18 protein-coding genes are annotated in these 16897 nt (G+C 69.5%); 13 read left to right on the top strand and 5 right to left on the bottom strand.

Annotated elements, in window-relative coordinates:
* Positions 1-31: 31 nt before the first annotated feature.
* Positions 32-1183, top strand: coding sequence for a uroporphyrinogen-III synthase (locus ACSHXC_RS24050; RefSeq protein ID WP_438293590.1), 1152 nt, complete (start codon positions 32-34; stop codon positions 1181-1183).
* 24 nt (positions 1184-1207) lie between these two features.
* Here ACSHXC_RS24050 and ACSHXC_RS24055 read toward each other — a convergent pair whose 3' ends face one another.
* The 4 genes from ACSHXC_RS24055 to ACSHXC_RS24070 form a co-directional block, all read right to left on the bottom strand.
* Positions 1208-1891, bottom strand: coding sequence for a DUF2637 domain-containing protein (locus ACSHXC_RS24055; protein WP_438293591.1), 684 nt, complete (start codon positions 1889-1891; stop codon positions 1208-1210).
* Between the two features lie 50 nt (positions 1892-1941).
* The gene (locus ACSHXC_RS24060) at positions 1942-2136 is read right to left on the bottom strand and encodes a hypothetical protein (protein WP_438293592.1); all 195 of its coding nucleotides are present in this window, start codon (positions 2134-2136) and stop codon (positions 1942-1944) included.
* Positions 2137-2654: 518 nt separating this feature from the next.
* A complete protein-coding gene (locus tag ACSHXC_RS24065; protein WP_438293593.1) occupies positions 2655-2936 on the bottom strand; it encodes a hypothetical protein in 282 nt (93 codons plus the stop codon).
* A 71-nt stretch (positions 2937-3007) separates the two neighbouring features.
* Complete coding sequence (locus tag ACSHXC_RS24070; protein ID WP_438293594.1) at positions 3008-3748, bottom strand: hypothetical protein; 741 nt, start codon at positions 3746-3748, stop codon at positions 3008-3010.
* 538 nt (positions 3749-4286) lie between these two features.
* On the opposite strand from ACSHXC_RS24070, the gene ACSHXC_RS24075 reads away from it, so the two are divergent.
* From ACSHXC_RS24075 to ACSHXC_RS24085, 3 genes are all read left to right on the top strand, one after another.
* Positions 4287-4760 carry a hypothetical protein gene (locus ACSHXC_RS24075; protein ID WP_438293595.1) on the top strand — a complete coding sequence of 158 codons (474 nt, stop codon included), beginning with the start codon at positions 4287-4289 and terminating at the stop codon, positions 4758-4760.
* 223 nt (positions 4761-4983) lie between these two features.
* Entirely contained in the window at positions 4984-5265 is a 282-nt protein-coding gene (locus ACSHXC_RS24080; protein ID WP_053727213.1) for a hypothetical protein, read from the top strand.
* A gap of 403 nt (positions 5266-5668) precedes the next feature.
* Positions 5669-5962, top strand: a complete 294-nt coding sequence (locus ACSHXC_RS24085; RefSeq protein WP_438293596.1) for a hypothetical protein — start codon at positions 5669-5671, stop codon at positions 5960-5962.
* 215 nt (positions 5963-6177) lie between these two features.
* Here the strand turns inward: ACSHXC_RS24085 and ACSHXC_RS24090 are convergent, their stop codons facing one another.
* The gene (locus ACSHXC_RS24090) at positions 6178-7602 is read right to left on the bottom strand and encodes a condensation domain-containing protein (protein WP_438293597.1); all 1425 of its coding nucleotides are present in this window, start codon (positions 7600-7602) and stop codon (positions 6178-6180) included.
* Positions 7603-7947: 345 nt separating this feature from the next.
* Here ACSHXC_RS24090 and ACSHXC_RS24095 point away from each other — a divergent pair, with 345 nt between their 5' ends.
* From ACSHXC_RS24095 to ACSHXC_RS24135, 9 genes are all read left to right on the top strand, one after another.
* The gene (locus ACSHXC_RS24095; protein WP_399492994.1) at positions 7948-8190 is read left to right on the top strand and encodes a hypothetical protein; all 243 of its coding nucleotides are present in this window, start codon (positions 7948-7950) and stop codon (positions 8188-8190) included.
* 270 nt (positions 8191-8460) lie between these two features.
* Positions 8461-8814, top strand: coding sequence for a hypothetical protein (locus ACSHXC_RS24100; protein WP_438293598.1), 354 nt, complete (start codon positions 8461-8463; stop codon positions 8812-8814).
* 350 nt (positions 8815-9164) lie between these two features.
* On the top strand, positions 9165-9482 hold the full coding sequence (locus ACSHXC_RS24105) for a hypothetical protein (RefSeq protein ID WP_438293599.1): 318 nt from the start codon (positions 9165-9167) through the stop codon (positions 9480-9482).
* Between the two features lie 366 nt (positions 9483-9848).
* Entirely contained in the window at positions 9849-10205 is a 357-nt protein-coding gene (locus ACSHXC_RS24110) for a hypothetical protein (protein ID WP_438293600.1), read from the top strand.
* A 161-nt stretch (positions 10206-10366) separates the two neighbouring features.
* Positions 10367-10927, top strand: coding sequence for a CGNR zinc finger domain-containing protein (locus tag ACSHXC_RS24115; protein WP_438293601.1), 561 nt, complete (start codon positions 10367-10369; stop codon positions 10925-10927).
* Positions 10928-11019: 92 nt separating this feature from the next.
* Positions 11020-11607, top strand: coding sequence for a sigma-70 family RNA polymerase sigma factor (locus tag ACSHXC_RS24120; protein ID WP_078966511.1), 588 nt, complete (start codon positions 11020-11022; stop codon positions 11605-11607).
* Positions 11604-12365, top strand: a complete 762-nt coding sequence (locus tag ACSHXC_RS24125; protein ID WP_438293602.1) for an anti-sigma factor family protein — start codon at positions 11604-11606, stop codon at positions 12363-12365. Before ACSHXC_RS24120 ends, ACSHXC_RS24125 begins: the two co-directional genes overlap by 4 nt.
* A gap of 171 nt (positions 12366-12536) precedes the next feature.
* Positions 12537-14876 carry a HelD family protein gene (locus tag ACSHXC_RS24130; protein WP_438296787.1) on the top strand — a complete coding sequence of 780 codons (2340 nt, stop codon included), beginning with the start codon at positions 12537-12539 and terminating at the stop codon, positions 14874-14876.
* A 397-nt stretch (positions 14877-15273) separates the two neighbouring features.
* Entirely contained in the window at positions 15274-16707 is a 1434-nt protein-coding gene (locus tag ACSHXC_RS24135; protein WP_438293603.1) for an NAD-dependent malic enzyme, read from the top strand.
* Positions 16708-16897: the final 190 nt, after the last annotated feature.

Below are 16897 nucleotides of genomic sequence, written 5' to 3' on the forward strand. Positions count from 1 at the left end.
GCTCGGACGTCCCCGCACCACCTGGAGAGTCATGTCCGCAGAAGCAGAGGCCGCACCGCACGGGCCGCTCGCCGGCTTCACCGTCGGGGTCACCGCCGCCCGCCGGGCCGACGAGCTCGCGGCGCTGCTCACCCGCCGCGGGGCCGCCGTGCTGCACGCCCCCGCGCTGCGGATCGTGCCGCTCGCCGACGACAGCGAACTCCTGGCCGCCACCCAGGAGTTGATCGCCAAGGTGCCCGACACGGTGGTGGCCACCACCGCCATCGGGTTCCGCGGCTGGGTCGAGGCCGCCGACGGCTGGGGGATAGGGGACGCGCTCCTGAAGACCCTCAAGGGCGTCGAACTCCTCGCCCGCGGCCCCAAGGTCAAGGGCGCGGTACGGGCCGCGGGCCTCACCGAACAGTGGTCGCCCTCGTCCGAGTCGATGGCCGAGGTGCTCGACCGGCTGCTCGCCGAGGGCGTCGCGGGCCGGCGCATCGCGATCCAGCTGCACGGCGAACCGCTGCCGGGCTTCGTCGAGGCGCTGCGCGCGGGCGGCGCCGAGGTCGTCGGGGTGCCGGTCTACCGCTGGCTGCCGCCGCAGGACCTGGCGCCGCTCGACCGGCTCCTGGACGCCACCGTCTCGCACGGCCTGGACGCGCTCACCTTCACCAGTGCCCCGGCCGCGGCCTCCCTCCTGAACCGGGCCGAGGAGCGCGGCATGCTCGCCGAGCTGCTGCTCGCCCTGCACGACGACGTACTGCCCGTCTGCGTCGGCCCGGTCACCGCGCTGCCGCTCCAGGCTCGCGGCGTGACCACGCTGGCCCCCGAACGCTTCCGCCTGGGCCCGCTCGTCCAGCTCCTGTGCACCGAACTCCCGGCCCGCTCAAGGGTGTTGCCCCTGGCCGGCCGCCGCGTCGAGATCCGCGGGCACGCGGTCCTGGTGGACGGTGAGCTGAAATCCGTCCCCCCGGCCGGCATGGCTCTGCTTCGCGCCCTCGCCCGCCGCCCCGGCTGGGTGGTGGCCCGCGCCGAACTGCTGCGCGCGCTGCCCGGCTCGGGCACGGACGAACACGCGGTGGAAACGGCAATGGCCCGCCTGCGCACGGCCCTTGGCGCCCCCCGGGTCATCCAGACAGTGGTGAAACGCGGCTACCGGCTCGCTCTGGATCCGGCGGCGGACGCCAAGTACGCGGAGAGCTGAGCGGCGCGCCGTCCGCCGCAACGGCTACGGCCTCTTCTTGAGCCCGTTCACGACGTCGAAGGCGTGCCGGGGGCCGGGCCGGGGCGAGAACTGGCCGACGAGTTCACGGAAACAGACCAGGGCGGTGATCGGCGGAATTCCGACGACTACCATCGCGAAAAGTGAATGCGGTGCTTGGCCGATGCACATAGTCACCGCGGTGCCGGAAGAGATCAGCATCACCGCCCACGACCGCCGAGCGGTCCGGTGCTGAACGGATGCCCGCAGGATGGAAAGACCTGCCAACAGCCACGGCCCGTACACCGTCAGCGGCCACCATTGTGCCAACTGCGGCGTCGCCCCCAGCAGCGCAATGGTGCGCAGCTGATTGTACGAATAGGAGATGGACCAGGTCAGTATCGTCACTGCGCAGATGGTGATTATTACGATGAGGATCGAGACGGCGATGATCCTCCGTTTTCCGGCGAGGACGTGAAACCCTGACCGGGGCCGCCGCCGGCTGACCTGGCGGTGCGAGTGCCGGTCGCCGTCCAGAGGGGGAGGCGCCGGATCCACGCTGTGCGTCGGTTGCAGGATGCGGGCCAGCTCTTCGTCCGGATCCCAGCTGTCCGCCGGGACCTCGGGATCGGGCGTGCGCCACATGTGCTGCACGTCGATGGGCTGGGTGTAATCGGGGTATTGGTCTACCGCGTCGTAGTCGGTTCTCATTCTGCATCCTTTCGATCTTCGGCTTCTCCATGAGCGATCGTGCGGATGTTTCAGTCGGAGTGGGTGCCCTGAGGCGGCCAACCTGCCGTCGCGGCCTGCAGGTATTCACTCTCCATCCGGCTGATGGTCGCGAAGAAGTCCTCGAGCAGATCCGAGCAGTGCATGAGGCCTGCCGGATCACTGGAGTCTTCCGGGTGCGAGAGGAGAAGGTGGGTCTTTTCTGCGTTCTTTTCCTTCAAAGTCACGATCGCCTAACGAGCATCACGCGGCGCGAGGCGTCGTACATTCGGGGGAATATTCGCCGGTGGAGCCTTCCTGTATATCGGATTACAGTCCCTGGTCGATGAAATTCCGAGACGTATTACTTGGCGTTGTCGAGGGTGTTTCCAGCCAAGATCTTCCGTGCCGGCCTGCCGGTCCGGTGCTCGTCGGCTCAACTGCATGATCGTTTCTGCGTGGTCCCCGAAGGGCACGCGTGATCGGCGCTGCGTGAGGCGTGATGACAAATGCGCGTACGGCATCGTCCGCCGGAAGCGGGAGCCCGCGCCCGTACTCGGTGAGTGCGGCGCCGGGTTCAACGGTCGGCGATGCGGCAGGAGTCGTTCGATCTCCCGGCAGCTCCGGGCCCGATGACACCACCCCGGGCCATCCGCTCGCCAGGGGTGGGAGTCATGCCGGGCCCGGAGGCCGGTGACCCTCGTGCGGAACCGCGAAGTACGGGACGAGGGCGGGTACTTGGCGGGAAGGCGTGCAGCGCGGCTGCTCAGCCCACCTTGCTGTTGCAGCCCATGTCCGAGCCCAGGTGGGCGGGCTGCGCGCCCGGGGCGCCCTCGCCGTTGAGCCCGTTGCCCAGCAGGGCGTTGAGGGCGCCGACGCTGCCGAGGACGTCGATGTTCATGTCGTGCGAGCGGCACTCGGAGTTCTGCATGATGTCCGTGTCGTGCGCGTCCTGCTCGCCGTGCGCGAAGGCGGTGCCGCCGCCGAAGGCGCCGATGCCGCCGAGGACGGCGACGCCGACGAGGGCGACCTTCTGGATCTTGCGCATTTCTTCTCCTGGTCGAGCTGATGTGGTGTGCGACAGATGGAGTTGAGCGGTGGAGATTCGCGGAGAGGCGATCAGCCGAGGCGGGGCAGGCCCAGCTGGCCGACGGGAGGCGCCGCGAGCTGGCCGAGGCCGAGCCCGGGTACCTGCGGGGCGCTGGCCGGCGCGATCAGCGGGTTGATGAGCGGGTTCACCGTGGGGTTCACCTGCGGGTTCACCTGCGGGGCGACCTTGGGCGCGGGCTCCGGGTTGAAGACCTGGGGCATGGCGACCTGGGGGGCGACCTGCGGAGTGACCTGCGGCGCCGCCTGCGGCATGATCTGCGGCTGCGGCCCGGCCTGCGCGACACCCGTCGACTGGGCGTAGGCGGCCGCCTGCGGCGGCGCCGCCGGGGGAGCGATCAGCGGCTGGGCGTACGGCTGCTGGTTGGAGGACTGCGTCGTGCTCGACGCGCTGGAGACCGACGTGGCCTGCGCCTGGCGGGGCGGCTGGTACTGCGGCGGCGCGTACTGCGGGGGCGGCCCGTACTGCGGGTACTGCGGCGGCGCGTACTGCGGCGGCGGCCCGTACTGCGGGTACTGCGGCGGCGCGTACTGCGGCGGCGGCCCGTACTGCGGGTACTGCGGCGGCGCGTACTGCGGGGGCGGCCCGTACTGCATGGGCGCGTAGTCGGGTGCCGAGTACTGGGGACCAGGCGCCGGACCGGGACCTCCGTACCCGTACCCGGGTGAGTCGGCATGGCTGACGCCGACGCCGACGGCGGACAGACCGCCGGCCGCTGCTACTACGAGCGCGGCCTTGTGAAGCTTTCGCATGGAACCCTCGGCCCTTCAATACCTGTACAGGGGAAATCCGTTGCATTCAGTGCAGTCTTGCGTGCGCTCAGTCTGATATTCACACTGCGCCCAAACAGGGGAAATGGGGGCTGCCTTGTGGACTTCACGCCGGAGTCGACGGCGGATCCCGTTGTCCCTCTCTACCGGTTCGTGGTCGCCGCCTTACTCCCAGCTGGCAACGATGTTTCCTCCGGGCCGGTCACGGGATCCAAAATTCCGTCACCCATTTGCCATCACTCGTAGCACCACGGACGAGTGAGGACGCCTCGCCCCTGTCACGAACAAGTGCGAGGCCGACCCTCCTGAGTTGACGATTCAGATGATGATTCGCACCCTTCGGCAAATGGGTGACCGCACCCCGGATCCCGTGACGGGACGCCTGCTCATCTCGTTCCGCACAGGGCCAGGACGATGGCCCATCGCAGCCGCAACAGGACAGCGGGAACAGTCAAGGCTGCACTGGCTCATCCGCATTCCATACGTTTCACGCACAGGTCAACGAAGGGCCGAGGGTTCCATGCGCAAGTTCCAACAGGTCGCGCTCGTCTTCGCAGCAGCCGGTGGGCTGTCCGCCATCGGCGTCGGCTCCAGCTCCGCCGTCTCTCCCGTTGCGTACAACGGCGCTGCTCCGCCCCCGATCGGGCAGCCGGACACCGCCCACGCCTCCTCGTCCTCGCAGGCCGTCGCGCGCAGTTACAGCACGCCCATCCAGCCGCAGGGCATGTCCCTGCCGCAGCCCTCTGAGGTCAGCCCGCAGATCAACCCGCAGCTGAACCCGCTGATCTCCCCCCAGATCTCCCCGCAGACGGCTCCGGCGCCGGGCGGCCCGGTGGACCAGAACAACCTCTTCCGCCCGTCCCAGGAGTGCAGCCCGCAGAACCTGCTCAACGCGAATCTCCCCATCGCCGTACTCGCCGGCGCCGAGACCCGTGGCGTCAGCTGCACCCAGGCCAACCAGCAGGCGAACGCCCTCGCCCACGCCAGCAATTAGCGCTTCGCCCGCCGTGCGGTCGCCGAGATGAGGCCGTACGTGAGGGTGGTGGATGACGCCGGAGGACCCGCTCGTAGGCATTACGACTTCAGAGTGCTTCCACAACAACCTCGTGGCACCCGGCGCGTCATCGGGCGGTTTGGGGGTATTTCGTATTAATTTCCGTGACCGTAAGGAATCGATCTGCCACGGATCGTATCCACTTCACTCCAACGGAGATGACATGAACAAGCTTCGCAAGGCCGCCGTTCTGGTCGCTGCTCTCGGCAGCCTCGGAATGCTGGCCGCCGGCACGGCCCAGGCGCACGACGGCGGCAAGGGCGGCGACCAGTTCAAGATCGGGCAGAGCAGCAACTGCAAGTCGCACGACCTGAACCTCGACGTCCTCGGCCAGGTCGGCCTGCTCAACGGCCTGCTGGGCAACGCGCTCAACGGCGAGGGCAACCCGGGTGCGCAGAACACCCACATCGGCTCGAGCATGGGCTGCAACAACAGCGCCTTCTAATCACGGGTCCGGTCACATAAGCGGCCGAAAGAGGAAAACAGGTCCCGGCACCGAGCCCTTGGTTCGGTGCCGGGACCTTTTGTGTCGAAGTGGCTGTGCGGGCCGCTCGGCGCGCGTCTGCCGGGGCCGCAGGGGTGAGGTGGAGGTCTTACCGGCCGGACCGCCGGGACGCGTTGTGGCGCCCGTGCAACTGCGCATCGAATCGCGGGAGTTCATCGGGAATCGACCGGGTGCAGCCGCGGTACTCACGGGGCTGGTTATTTCGCGTAATCGACCAAGATGGTGAGGGATTTCCTGAATTCGGCGCGCCGCCGGGTGCTTTGGGGATAGGTCGTATTACCTCTGTAACCACACGAAGTCGATCTGCCACAGATCGCGTCCACTTCACTCCATCGGAGATGACATGCAGAAGCTTCGCAAGGCCGCTGTCCTGGTCGCTGCCCTCGGCAGCATCGGGCTCCTCACCGCCGGCGCCGCACACGCCGACGGGGGCAAGGGCGGCCGGGGCGGCGATTTCTTCGACATCAAGCAGAGCAGCACCTGCACGTCGCATGACGGCAACGTCGACGTCCTCGGTCAGGTCGGCATCCTCAACGGCCTGGGCGGCAACCTCCTGAACGGCGAGGGCAACGCCGGCTCGCAGCAGACCTCCATGGGCTCCAGCATGGGCTGCAGCAACGGCGCGTTCAACAAGTAGCAGTCACCGCCTTCCTCGGCGCCCCGGCCACCGGCAGGGGCGCCGAGGCATGTGCGCCGCAGGTCCGCCGCCGCCGGCCCGATCAAGTCGCGTACGTGTCCGGGGAGTTGCAGCACGGTGCCCCCGGCGGCGGCGGTGGCGTCGTCGGGGGCGGGTCGGGAGGAGCCCTGTCCCTCGTGTCGGCGGTGGCCGGCACGAGGGATGTCGTGGACCGGTCACCCGGCGAGATCGTGCGGTGCGAGTTCGCGGGCGCGTTGCTCGCGCGCCACTTCGAGGATGACGTCCCCCAACCGCTCCGTGTACAGCCGCATGTTCTTGTACGCGATGTCGGTGTCGGGGTAGCGGCAGGTGAACCACAGGCCCTCGTGGAGCCGGTTCAGCCAGATGCAGACCTGGTCGCCGTAGGACACGCGCACCAGCCCGTAGGCCGCCAGCTCGTCCCAGCGCTCCGCACCGGAGATGCCCCGTGCGTCGACGAACGAGACGATCGAGTACAGGTCGGGCGAGGTAGGGCGGAAGTCCGAGCCGAGCAGGCGCAGCACCCTGGCCAGCGGCATGCGTGCCAGCGACCTGTTGGCCTGCAGCTCGGCGCGTACGACCTTCAGGGCGCCGAGGAAGTCGGGCGCCTCGTCGATGGGGACCTCGATGGGCGCACCACCCACGTACCAGCCCACGGAGTCGGACCACTTGGACTTGACGCGGGTGTGGAAGGGAACGACGGCGCGGTAGACGGGCTGCCCGCCGATCTCGTTGACGATGAGGCTGGTGGCGGCCAGCATGCCGACCAGGCTGCCGCCGAAGGGCCGGCAGTACGCCTCGAACGCCGCGACGGAGTCCGCGTCGACGAGCATCTCGCTCATGAGCTTCTGCGTGGGCAGCGGGCCACCGGGCTCCAGGCCGAGCGGGACGGGGAAGTTGGGCAGTTTCCCGTTGCACCGCTTGATGAACTCCCGCCAGCGGCCCACGATCGCGTGGCTGCTGTCGATCCGGTCCGCGTCCGCCCGCTCGATCTCGCAGAAGTCGACGTAACTGCTGACCGGCGACTGCTTGGCGGGGCGGCCCTCGACGGCCGCGGCGTAGAGCTCGCTCATCTCGGCGGGGATGCGCTGGATGGAGTAGGAGTCGACGTTGCTGTGGTCGAAGGCGATGTACACGCTGGTGCAGTCGTCCCTGATGACCGCCGCATAGAGGAAGTTGGGCCAGCGCAGCGCGTTCGCGACGGTGTCGAAACGGTTCTGGAGATGCTCGACGAGTTGCTCCGCGTCGGGGAAGTCGCCGATGTCCTCGCGGTGGAGCGACACGGCCTCGGTGTCGAGCGTGAACCGGCGCATCACGTCGCCGTCCCAGCGGAAGCCGCTGCGCAGCGTCTCGTGCCTCAGCGTCCAGCCGCGCAGCGCGTCCTGCAGCGCGTCGAGGTCGACCGTGCCCGGAATGTCGAATGCCGTACCGATCCAGGTCGGCACGAACAGGCCGTCCTCGTGCACCGATTGGGCGGTCCTGATGTGCGACTCCTGGAGGTACGCGGGCGGCCGGGGGTCCTCCGGAAGGTCGGCCGCCGCGGCGACGGTCGCCGGACTGAGCGCCCACTCGACGAGCCGTCCGGGCCGGACCTCGCAACGCTGGATGTCGGTGATTCGCACGGGCGTCTCCGTTCGCAGTTGGAGCCCGGATCGGGCGGACCCGTTCAAGGGAAAGCCGCGAGCGCGAACGGAGACACCCGGAACATGATGTGTTACCACTTTTGAGTGGATTGAGTGATCGGCGGCTGTGAGCCAATCGGTCCACCGGGCATCCGTCGGCACCGGCCGACACGCCTCGGTCCATGAGCGGTTCGAATTCGAGGGTGCCGTGTTGTTCGAGTGCACGCAGAGTCATTGTCGACGAGAGGGCGCACCCTCTGGGGAGGTGCATCGTTACTGTTTGTGTTCAACCGGTAACGGTGGGCAATCAACCTCGATGTACAGGCAATGGAGGACCGAGGTTCCATGCGTAAGTTTCAGCAGGCCATGATCGCAGCAGTGGCGGCGGCTGGCGGTCTGGCCGCAGTCGGCGCCGGCGCCGGTACCGCCTCCGCCCATGAGGGCGTGCACCAGAACGACCACTACCGCCCCTACCAGGAGTGCAGCCCGCAGGCGGGGGCCGAGGCCAATACCCCGCTCAGCGTGCTCGGCCTCTCCGACACCTTGGGCACCACCTGCGGCCAGTTCAACAACGCATTCACCAAGTGAAGTCGGCGGCGTAAGCGAGCCCGACGCTTTCCGCGGGCCCCTTCGGGGTCACCCCCGAGGGGGCCCGTTCATGTGCGGCCACCCGGAGCGTGAGGCCGCCGACTGCAGTAACCGTGCCTGCGACAGGCAAGCCCTTCACTTCGTAAGCGAAACGGACCCGAACGTCCCGGACATGGGTCGGACGCTGGAGCCCGGATCTCCGGTCTGCCCAGGGCCCGGCGCGGACGGTTCGCGGCGCCCCGGCGCCCCTCACAAAGGAAAACGCATCACATGTTCAGTGCGAAGAAGATCGCAGCCGTCTCGGGGCTTCTCGGCGGCCTTGTCGTGACCTGCACCGGTGCCACCCAGGCGTACGCCGCGGAAGGGGCGGGCGTGTGCAGCCACGACTCCCAGGGCGGCACCACTTGCATCCAGCGGTACGTCGGCAGCACGCCCGAGGGTGGCGGGTACATCCTCCGTCAGGCGCAGGGCTGTGTGCCCTCGGAGCCCCTGTCGCTGCCCGTCGTGGGCCTGCTGAACCGCGGGAACATGAAGATCGGCCCCGAGGTGACCTGTTCCCCCACCAACCCGGGGCCCGAAAGGGGCGAGGAGCCGGGTATCAATCCCCTTGGCCTGATGAGCTGAGTGCGGGGTCGGAATACTCCGACGCCTTTCCTCACCTTTTTGACGGCGGATGGCCGGACCGGGCGACCGGGTCCGGCCATCCGCCGTTTCCGGTCCGGCGGGCAAACGAGTGACCGTCTCCCACTGCCCGTGACTCACCCCCGGGGAAATGTCGTTTCCCGGGGGAGCGGTGAGCACGACCGAGCTCCCTCAATTCCCTTCGGATCCACGGTGGACGAAGGGCACCTCGCCATGGCCGACACGGCTCACGGAAAGGAGCCAAAGATCCCAGATGACCACACTCCGTGTGTATATGCTCACATTAAGTAGTCCGGTCAGGGCTTCACACCTAGATAGGGAAGAGTCGAATTATGCGCAAGTTTCAGCGGGCTGCGGCCGTAGCCGCAGCGGTCGCGGGGCTGTCCATCCTCGGCGCCGGCGTCAGCTTCGCCCACGACGGCGGGGTCACCGCGGTGGCTTCCTCGCAGGCCAATGCGGTGGCCAACAACGGTGGCGGTGGCTGGGACGGCGACGAGCACCACGGCCGGGGTGGCGCGCCGGTGTTCGCCCCGGAGAACGGTGCCGGCGTCAGCTACGGCCAGGAGCACGGCGACCACGGTGGGGACCACGGTGGCGACCACGGTGGCGACCAGGGTGGGGACCACGGCCAGGACGGCGAAGGTCAGTAAAGAAATTCCCCGAGCTCGGTGCGCACATTTCGGGGAGCTGCGGCCGTAGCCGCAGCGGTCGCGGGTCGGGGAATTCGCTATCTCGCGCCGCACTGAGCCCCACAAGGCGTATCGATATCCGGCAGAACACCGCAATGCGGGTCGCGCGATTCGAATGTCCGTCCCCTGGATCGGCTCGGATTGCTCGACGGTGCGCCGGACAACACCCTCAACGGCAAGGGCAGCCCGGACGCGCAACAAACCCGCCAGGGTGCGCGCCCGGGCTGCACCGCTGCCGTCGTCGTATTTCGAATTCCCCCAAGGCTCGGGTGCACGCCGAATCCATGGCGTAGGCGCCCGGGCCTCGATTGCAAAGGAACGCAGCACATGTTCAGTCGGCAGAAGATCGCAACCGTCTCGGGGCTCATCGGAAGTCTCGCCGTGATCTGCGTCGGCGCCACGCAGGCGCACGCCGAGCAGCTCAAGCCCAAGGGCGAGTGCCAGACCTCCCCCGCGGGTGAGACCACCTGCATTCACAAGAGCGAGACCGTTCACATCGACAAGAAGAACGGCAACTACAGCATCAAGCAGACGCAGGAATGCTCGACGACCGACCGGCCGAACGTGGTGATGCCCGGGGACGCCAAGCCGAACCAGGGGACCATGACCGTCGGGCCGACCGTGGGCTGCGCCAACGATGCGAAGCTGCCCAAGGGTTTCAAGGTGCCGCACTTCGAGTTCTGAGGCGCGATCGGTGAAGGGTGCGGCTCCGCTGCGGGGAGCGGACGCCGGCGTCGGTTCCCCTCGCGCCGGTAACCGCCCGGTAGGAGGGGTTCCGGGGGAGGCCCGGGGCGGGCACTCTGGGGGGTGGCACTCACCGGTAACCCCTAGGCGGTGACAGGCGCATGGTGCGGTTCGACCCGGGGCGGATCTGTCTGGATCTGCTGGCGACCGGGGCGTACGAGAGGGAACAGCTCGACAGCACCGCACAGTTGGGCCAGTGGCTGATCCGCGCCGGTCTGGTCCCGTGCGGCACCCCGCTCACTGGGCTCGGCCGCGACTGGCCGGTCAGATTCATCGAACTCCGGTACTGCATCGGCCAGTTGATCAACGCCGAACTCGGTGGACCCGCAGACGGCGCGCCCGCCGCCCTCGACCGCGTCAACGCGCTCGCGGCCGCGCCGCCCCCGGGCGTCCGCGCGATCCGGGGCGCCGACGGCGGACTCGTACGCACCCTGAGCCGCGCCCCCGAGTGCGGCGCGCTGCTCGCCGCGGTCGCCCGGGACGCCGTCGACCTGCTCACCGACCCCGAGGCCCGGGCCCGGCTCCGCCAGTGCGAGGGCGACAACTGCCGGCTGCTCTATCTCGACACATCGCGCGGGCGCCGGCGCCGCTGGTGCTCCAGCGAGGTGTGCGGAAACCGCGAGCGGGTGGCCCGGCACCGGCGCCGCGTCGCCGCGCCCTGAGAGACCCGCGCGAAGAAAATCGCCCCGCGTTTGAATGGATCCCGACAACCGCCCGTATGGAGAGATGAACCGGCCCGCAGCCGCGCGCCGGGATGGTCTCGACCTGGAGGTGCCGGTTGCGCAAGGATGCCGCCGTGGCCGATGACCGTCCGCGAGGGGCCAAGCACCGCTCCGTGCCCGACGAGGAGCTGATGCGGGCGCTGTATCGCGAGCACGCGGGGCCGCTGCTCGGGTACGTCATGCGCCTCGTGGCCGGCGACCGGCAGCGGGCCGAGGACGTCGTGCAGGAGACGCTCATCCGTGCCTGGAAGAACGCCGGTCAGCTCAATCGGGCCACCGGTTCGGTCCGCCCCTGGCTGGTGACGGTCGCGCGCCGCATCGTCATCGACGGCCACCGCAGCCGGCAGGCCCGGCCGCAGGAGGTCGATCCGTCGCCGCTGGAGGTCATGCCCGCGGAGGACGAGATCGACAAGGCGTTGTGGCTGATGACCCTCTCCGATGCGCTCGACGACCTCACCCCGGCTCACCGGGAGGCCCTCGTCGAGACGTACTTCAAGGGACGTACGGTCAATGAGGCGGCCCAGGCGCTCGGCGTACCCAGCGGGACCGTGCGGTCCCGCGTCTTCTACGCCCTGCGCTCCATGAAACTCGCACTGGAGGAACGGGGGGTGACGACATGACGACCGGGGAACACGCGGAAGGCTCGCTGCACGAGGCTGTCGGCGCGTACGCGCTCGGCATCCTGGATGACGCCGCGGCCACCGCCTTCGAAGCGCACCTCGCGGACTGCGACCTGTGCGCGGCCGAACTCGACGGCCTGGCCGGCATGGAGCCGATGCTGGCCACCCTCAAGGAGTTCCCGGGCCCCGCCGCCCAGCCGCTGCGCCCGGCGCCGCCCAGCATGGCCGCGAACCTGATCAACGAGGTCGCGGCCCAGCGTGCCAAGCGCCGCCGGCGTACCACGTACCTGGTGGCGGCCGCGGCCGCGCTGATCGTGGGCGGCCCGGCGATCGCGGTGGTGGCGACCTCCGGCGACACCGGCACCCACCAGAGCGCCGAGGCGCACCCGACCAGCCCGGCCGAGGACGCCTTCTTCAACCACATGACCCAGAAGGTCTCCGCGACCGACCCGAAGACCGACGTCACCGCGACCGTCGGCACCGAGGCGAAGGCGTGGGGCACCCACACCGTCCTGGAGCTCAAGAACGTCAAGGGCCCGCTCAAGTGCAGCCTGATCGCGGTCGGCAAGAACGGCGAGCAGGAGACCGTCACGTCCTGGGCGGTGCCCAACTGGGGTTACGGGATCAAGGACAGCCCGCACGAGTCGGCGAAGTATCCGCTGTACGTGCACGGCGGCACCGCGATGAACCGCGACCAGATCGACCACTTCGAGGTCCGTACCTTCGACGGGAAGGCGCTCGTGGACGTCCCGGCCTGAGCCGCGCGGCGGGACAACCGTCCCGACATGCGGTTCGGCACCGAATTGTGGCCTGACATCGGGTCCCCCTTCGCGTACGGTTGACGGCTGCCCAATGCACGTCAGAAGGGGGCCTCGGTGGCCGCGCAGGATGCCGCTGTCGATACCGCTTCCGGTACCGCCGAATCCGCTATGGATTCGGTCCGGGAACGCGAGATCGCTGGGGAACAGGTACATCTCGACCAGGTGTACCGCCGCCTGGAGGAGAAGATCCACGAGGCGGAGTTCCTGATGAACGACGCCGCCAAGCGCGGGCAGGTCGGCACGCCCGGCGCGCTCGCCGAACGCGACGCCCAGGTCTTCAGGGCAGGGGTCCATCTCAACCGGCTCAACAACGAGTTCGAGGACTTCCTCTTCGGCCGGATCGACCTGCTGCTCGGCAAGGACGGCAAGAAGGGCCCGGACGGCGCGTACACCTCGGTCGACCCGGCCGAGGACGCCGTGCGCCCCGACGGCACGGCCGACATCGCCGAGACCCTGCACATCGGCCGGATCGGCGTCCTGGACGCCGACTACTCGCCGCTGGTGATCGACTGGCGGGCGCCGGCCGCGGCGCCCTTCTACCGCTCGACGCCGGTCGACCCGGGCCGCGTCGTGCGCCGCCGGGTCATCCGCTCCAAGGGCCGCAAGGTGCTCGGCGTCGAGGACGACCTGATGCGCCCGGAGCTCAAGGCGACCCTGAACGGCGCCGAGCTGCCCGTGATCGGCGACGGCGCCCTGATGGCCGCGCTCGGCCAGGCCCGCAGCCACACCATGCGGGACATCGTCGCCTCCATCCAGGCCGAGCAGGACCTGGTCATCCGGGCGCCCGCCGCCTCGGTGACGTACGTCGAGGGCGGCCCCGGCACCGGCAAGACGGCGGTCGCGCTGCACCGCGCGGCCTACCTCCTCTACCAGGACCGGCGCCGCTACGCGGGCGGCATCCTGATCGTCTCGCCGACCCCGCTGCTCGTCGCCTACACCGAGGGCGTGCTGCCCTCGCTCGGCGAGGAGGGCCAGGTCGCGATCCGTGCGGTAGGCAACCTCGTGGACGGCGCGGAGGCCACCGAGTACGACGACCCGGCGGTCGCCCGGATCAAGGGCTCCTCGCGGATGCTCCACGTCCTGCGCAGGGCCGCCAGGGGCGCCCTGGAAGGGCCGGGGGAGCAGCCCAGGAGGTCCCGTCGGCGCGGCGGGGAGCAGCTGGCCCTCGGTGACGATGCGCCGGCCCAGCAGCCCGGCCAGCGGCTGCGCGTCGTCGCCTTCGGCGCGCGCATCGAGCTGGAGGGCGAGGAGCTGCGGCGCATCCGCCAGAACGTGCTCGGCGGCACCGCGCCCGTCAACCTGCTGCGCCCGCGCGCCCGCAGGCTGCTGCTCGACGCCCTGTGGTCGAAGTCGGGCGCGAACGGCCGCCACACCGACCCCGAGCTCGCCGCCGAACTGCGCTCCTCCTTCGACGACGACATCACCTCCGAGGACGCCTTCATCGCCTTCCTCGACGCGTGGTGGCCGGAGCTGACCCCGCGCGGGGTGCTCGCCGCGATGGCCGACGAGAAGCGCCTGTCGCGCTGGGCCCGCCGGGTCCTCAACCAGGGCGAGGTGCGCCGCCTGGCCCGCTCGCTCGTGCGCACCGCCGAAGGCGCCTTCTCGGTGCACGACGTGGCCCTGCTCGACGAGCTGGAGACGCTGCTCGGCGCCCCGGCCCGGCCGAAGAAGAAGCGCGAGTACGACCCGCTCGACGCGCTCACCGGCCTCGAAGAGCTGATGCCGCACCGCGAGGAGACCCAGCGCGAGCGCGCCGAGCGGCTCGCCCAGGAACGTACCGAGTACGCGCACGTCATCGTCGACGAGGCGCAGGACCTCACCCCCATGCAGTGGCGGATGGTCGGCCGGCGCGGGCGCACCGCCACCTGGACGGTCGTGGGCGACCCGGCACAGTCCTCGTGGTCCGACCCGGACGAGGCCGCCGAGGCCCGCGACGAGGCGCTGGGCAGCCGCCCGCGCCGCCGCTTCGAGCTGACCGTCAACTACCGCAACCCGGCCGAGATCGCCGAACTGGCCGCCAAGGTACTGGCGTTCGCCATGCCGGGCATGAAGTCCCCGGCCGCCGTCCGCTCGACGGGTGTGCGGCCGCGGTTCGCGGTGGTACGCGACGGCGACCTCGCCCGCTCCGTACGGGAGGAGGCGGCGCGGCTGCTCGACCAGGTCGACGGAACGGTCGGCGTGGTCGTCGCGATGCGGCGCCGCGAACAGGCCGCGCGGTGGCTCGCGGGGCTCGGCGACAGGGTCGTGGCGCTCGGCAGCCTGGAGGCCAAGGGCCTGGAGTACGACGCCACGGTGGTCGTCTCCCCGGCCGAGATCGCGGACGAGTCCCCGGCCGGACTGCGGGTGCTGTACGTGGCGTTGACCCGGGCGACGCAACAGCTCACGGTCGTCTCCGGCGAGCGGGACGAGCCCGACGCGGACGGGGTGCCCGACCTGCTCCGCGATTAAATTCGGGGTCAACTCGCGATGCGGGGATCACTTGCCGGGGTGGTTTGTTAGCCTGGGTGAGGCACCGGCTCGATCCAAGCCCCCGGGCCCAACCTTAGTCGCTCAGAGCGACCACTTGCCGCGAGGCGAGCATGGCGGGTCGGTGTCATTAACGTGAGCGACAGGCCCACGTCATCTTTGGATGGCGTGGGCCTGTTGTCGTTGGTGCGGGCCCTCGGCAGGTCTCCGTAAGGGTCTTCCGCCCGACCACCACTTTCTCGTATGGTGGAAACAACTTTCCGAAAAGGGTCGTCCATTATCGGCTACCAGCCAGTAGGTGCGACCATCGGATGGCACCGCCGCGCCACAGCCGGGGCGGTGCTAGCAACGAAGCTAGGGAAAGCAGAGGAACACGGTCATGGCAACGGCGCCCAGCGTCTCGTACTCGATGACGGTCCGCCTTGAGGTGCCCGCCAGCGGCACGGCGGTCTCCCAGCTCACCACCGCCGTGGAGTCCTCCGGCGGGTCGGTGACCGGCCTCGACGTGACCGCCTCCGGCCACGAGAAGCTGCGGATCGACGTCACCATCGCGGCCACCTCCACCTCGCACGCCGACGAGATCGTCGAGAAGCTGCGCGGCATCGAGGGCGTCACCCTCGGCAAGGTCTCCGACCGTACGTTCCTGATGCACCTCGGCGGCAAGATCGAGATGCAGTCGAAGCACCCCATCCGCAACCGTGACGACCTCTCCATGATCTACACCCCGGGCGTGGCCCGCGTGTGCATGGCGATCGCCGAGAACCCCGAGGACGCCCGCCGCCTCACCATCAAGCGCAACTCCGTCGCAGTCGTGACGGACGGCTCCGCGGTGCTCGGCCTCGGCAACATCGGCCCGATGGCCGCGCTGCCCGTCATGGAGGGCAAGGCGGCCCTCTTCAAGCGGTTCGCCGGCATCGACGCGTGGCCGATCTGCCTGGACACCCAGGACACCGACGCCATCGTCGAGATCGTCAAGGCGATCGCCCCCGGCTTCGCGGGCATCAACCTCGAAGACATCTCCGCGCCCCGCTGCTTCGAGATCGAGGCCCGCCTGCGCGAGGCCCTCGACATCCCCGTCTTCCACGACGACCAGCACGGCACCGCGATCGTGGTGCTCGCCTCGCTGACCAACGCACTTCGCGTGGTGGGCAAGGGAATTGGCGACGTACGCGTCGTCATGTCCGGCGCCGGCGCGGCCGGTACCGCCATCCTCAAGCTGCTGCTCGCGGCCGGTGTCAAGAACGCCGTCGTCGCCGACATCCACGGCGTGGTGCACGCCGGGCGCGACGACCTGATCAGCGCGAGCCCCGAGTCCGCGCTGCGCTGGATCGCCGACAACACCAACCCCGAGGGCCTGACCGGCACGCTCAAGGAGGCCGTGGTCGGCGCCGACGTCTTCATCGGCGTCTCCGCCCCCAACGTTCTCAACGGCGACGACGTCGCGGCGATGGCCGACGGCGCGATCGTGTTCGCGCTCGCGAACCCGGACCCCGAGGTCGACCCCGCGATCGCCCGCCAGAGCGCGGCAGTTGTGGCCACCGGCCGCTCGGACTTCCCCAACCAGATCAACAACGTGCTGGTCTTCCCCGGCGTCTTCCGGGGCCTCCTGGACGCCCAGTCCCGCACGGTCAACACCGAGATGATGCTGGCCGCGGCCGGTGCGCTCGCGGACGTCGTCGCCGAGGACGAGCTCAACGCGAACTACATCATCCCGTCGGTCTTCAACGACAAGGTCGCCGGAGCGGTCGCGGGAGCCGTCCGCAACGCCGCCAAGGCCGCCGGGGGCGCTGTGACGGCGCCCACGTCGGCCTGAGCTCCGGCGCGTCGCGGGATGCGGGCCCAGTAACGCCCCCTTAGGGTGACGGACCATGACCCGCATCCGCACCGGCCCCGGCCCGGGAGTTCTCACCCTGTCGACGGAGCGTCACCTCGACGAGGCAGTGGCGCTTTTCGTGTGACTCAGGGTGACTCGGGAGGGTGCCGGATTGGCTTTCCCGCCGTAG

Source organism: Streptomyces sp. HUAS TT7, from assembly GCF_051550175.1.
In the GTDB taxonomy this organism is placed as follows: domain Bacteria; phylum Actinomycetota; class Actinomycetes; order Streptomycetales; family Streptomycetaceae; genus Streptomyces.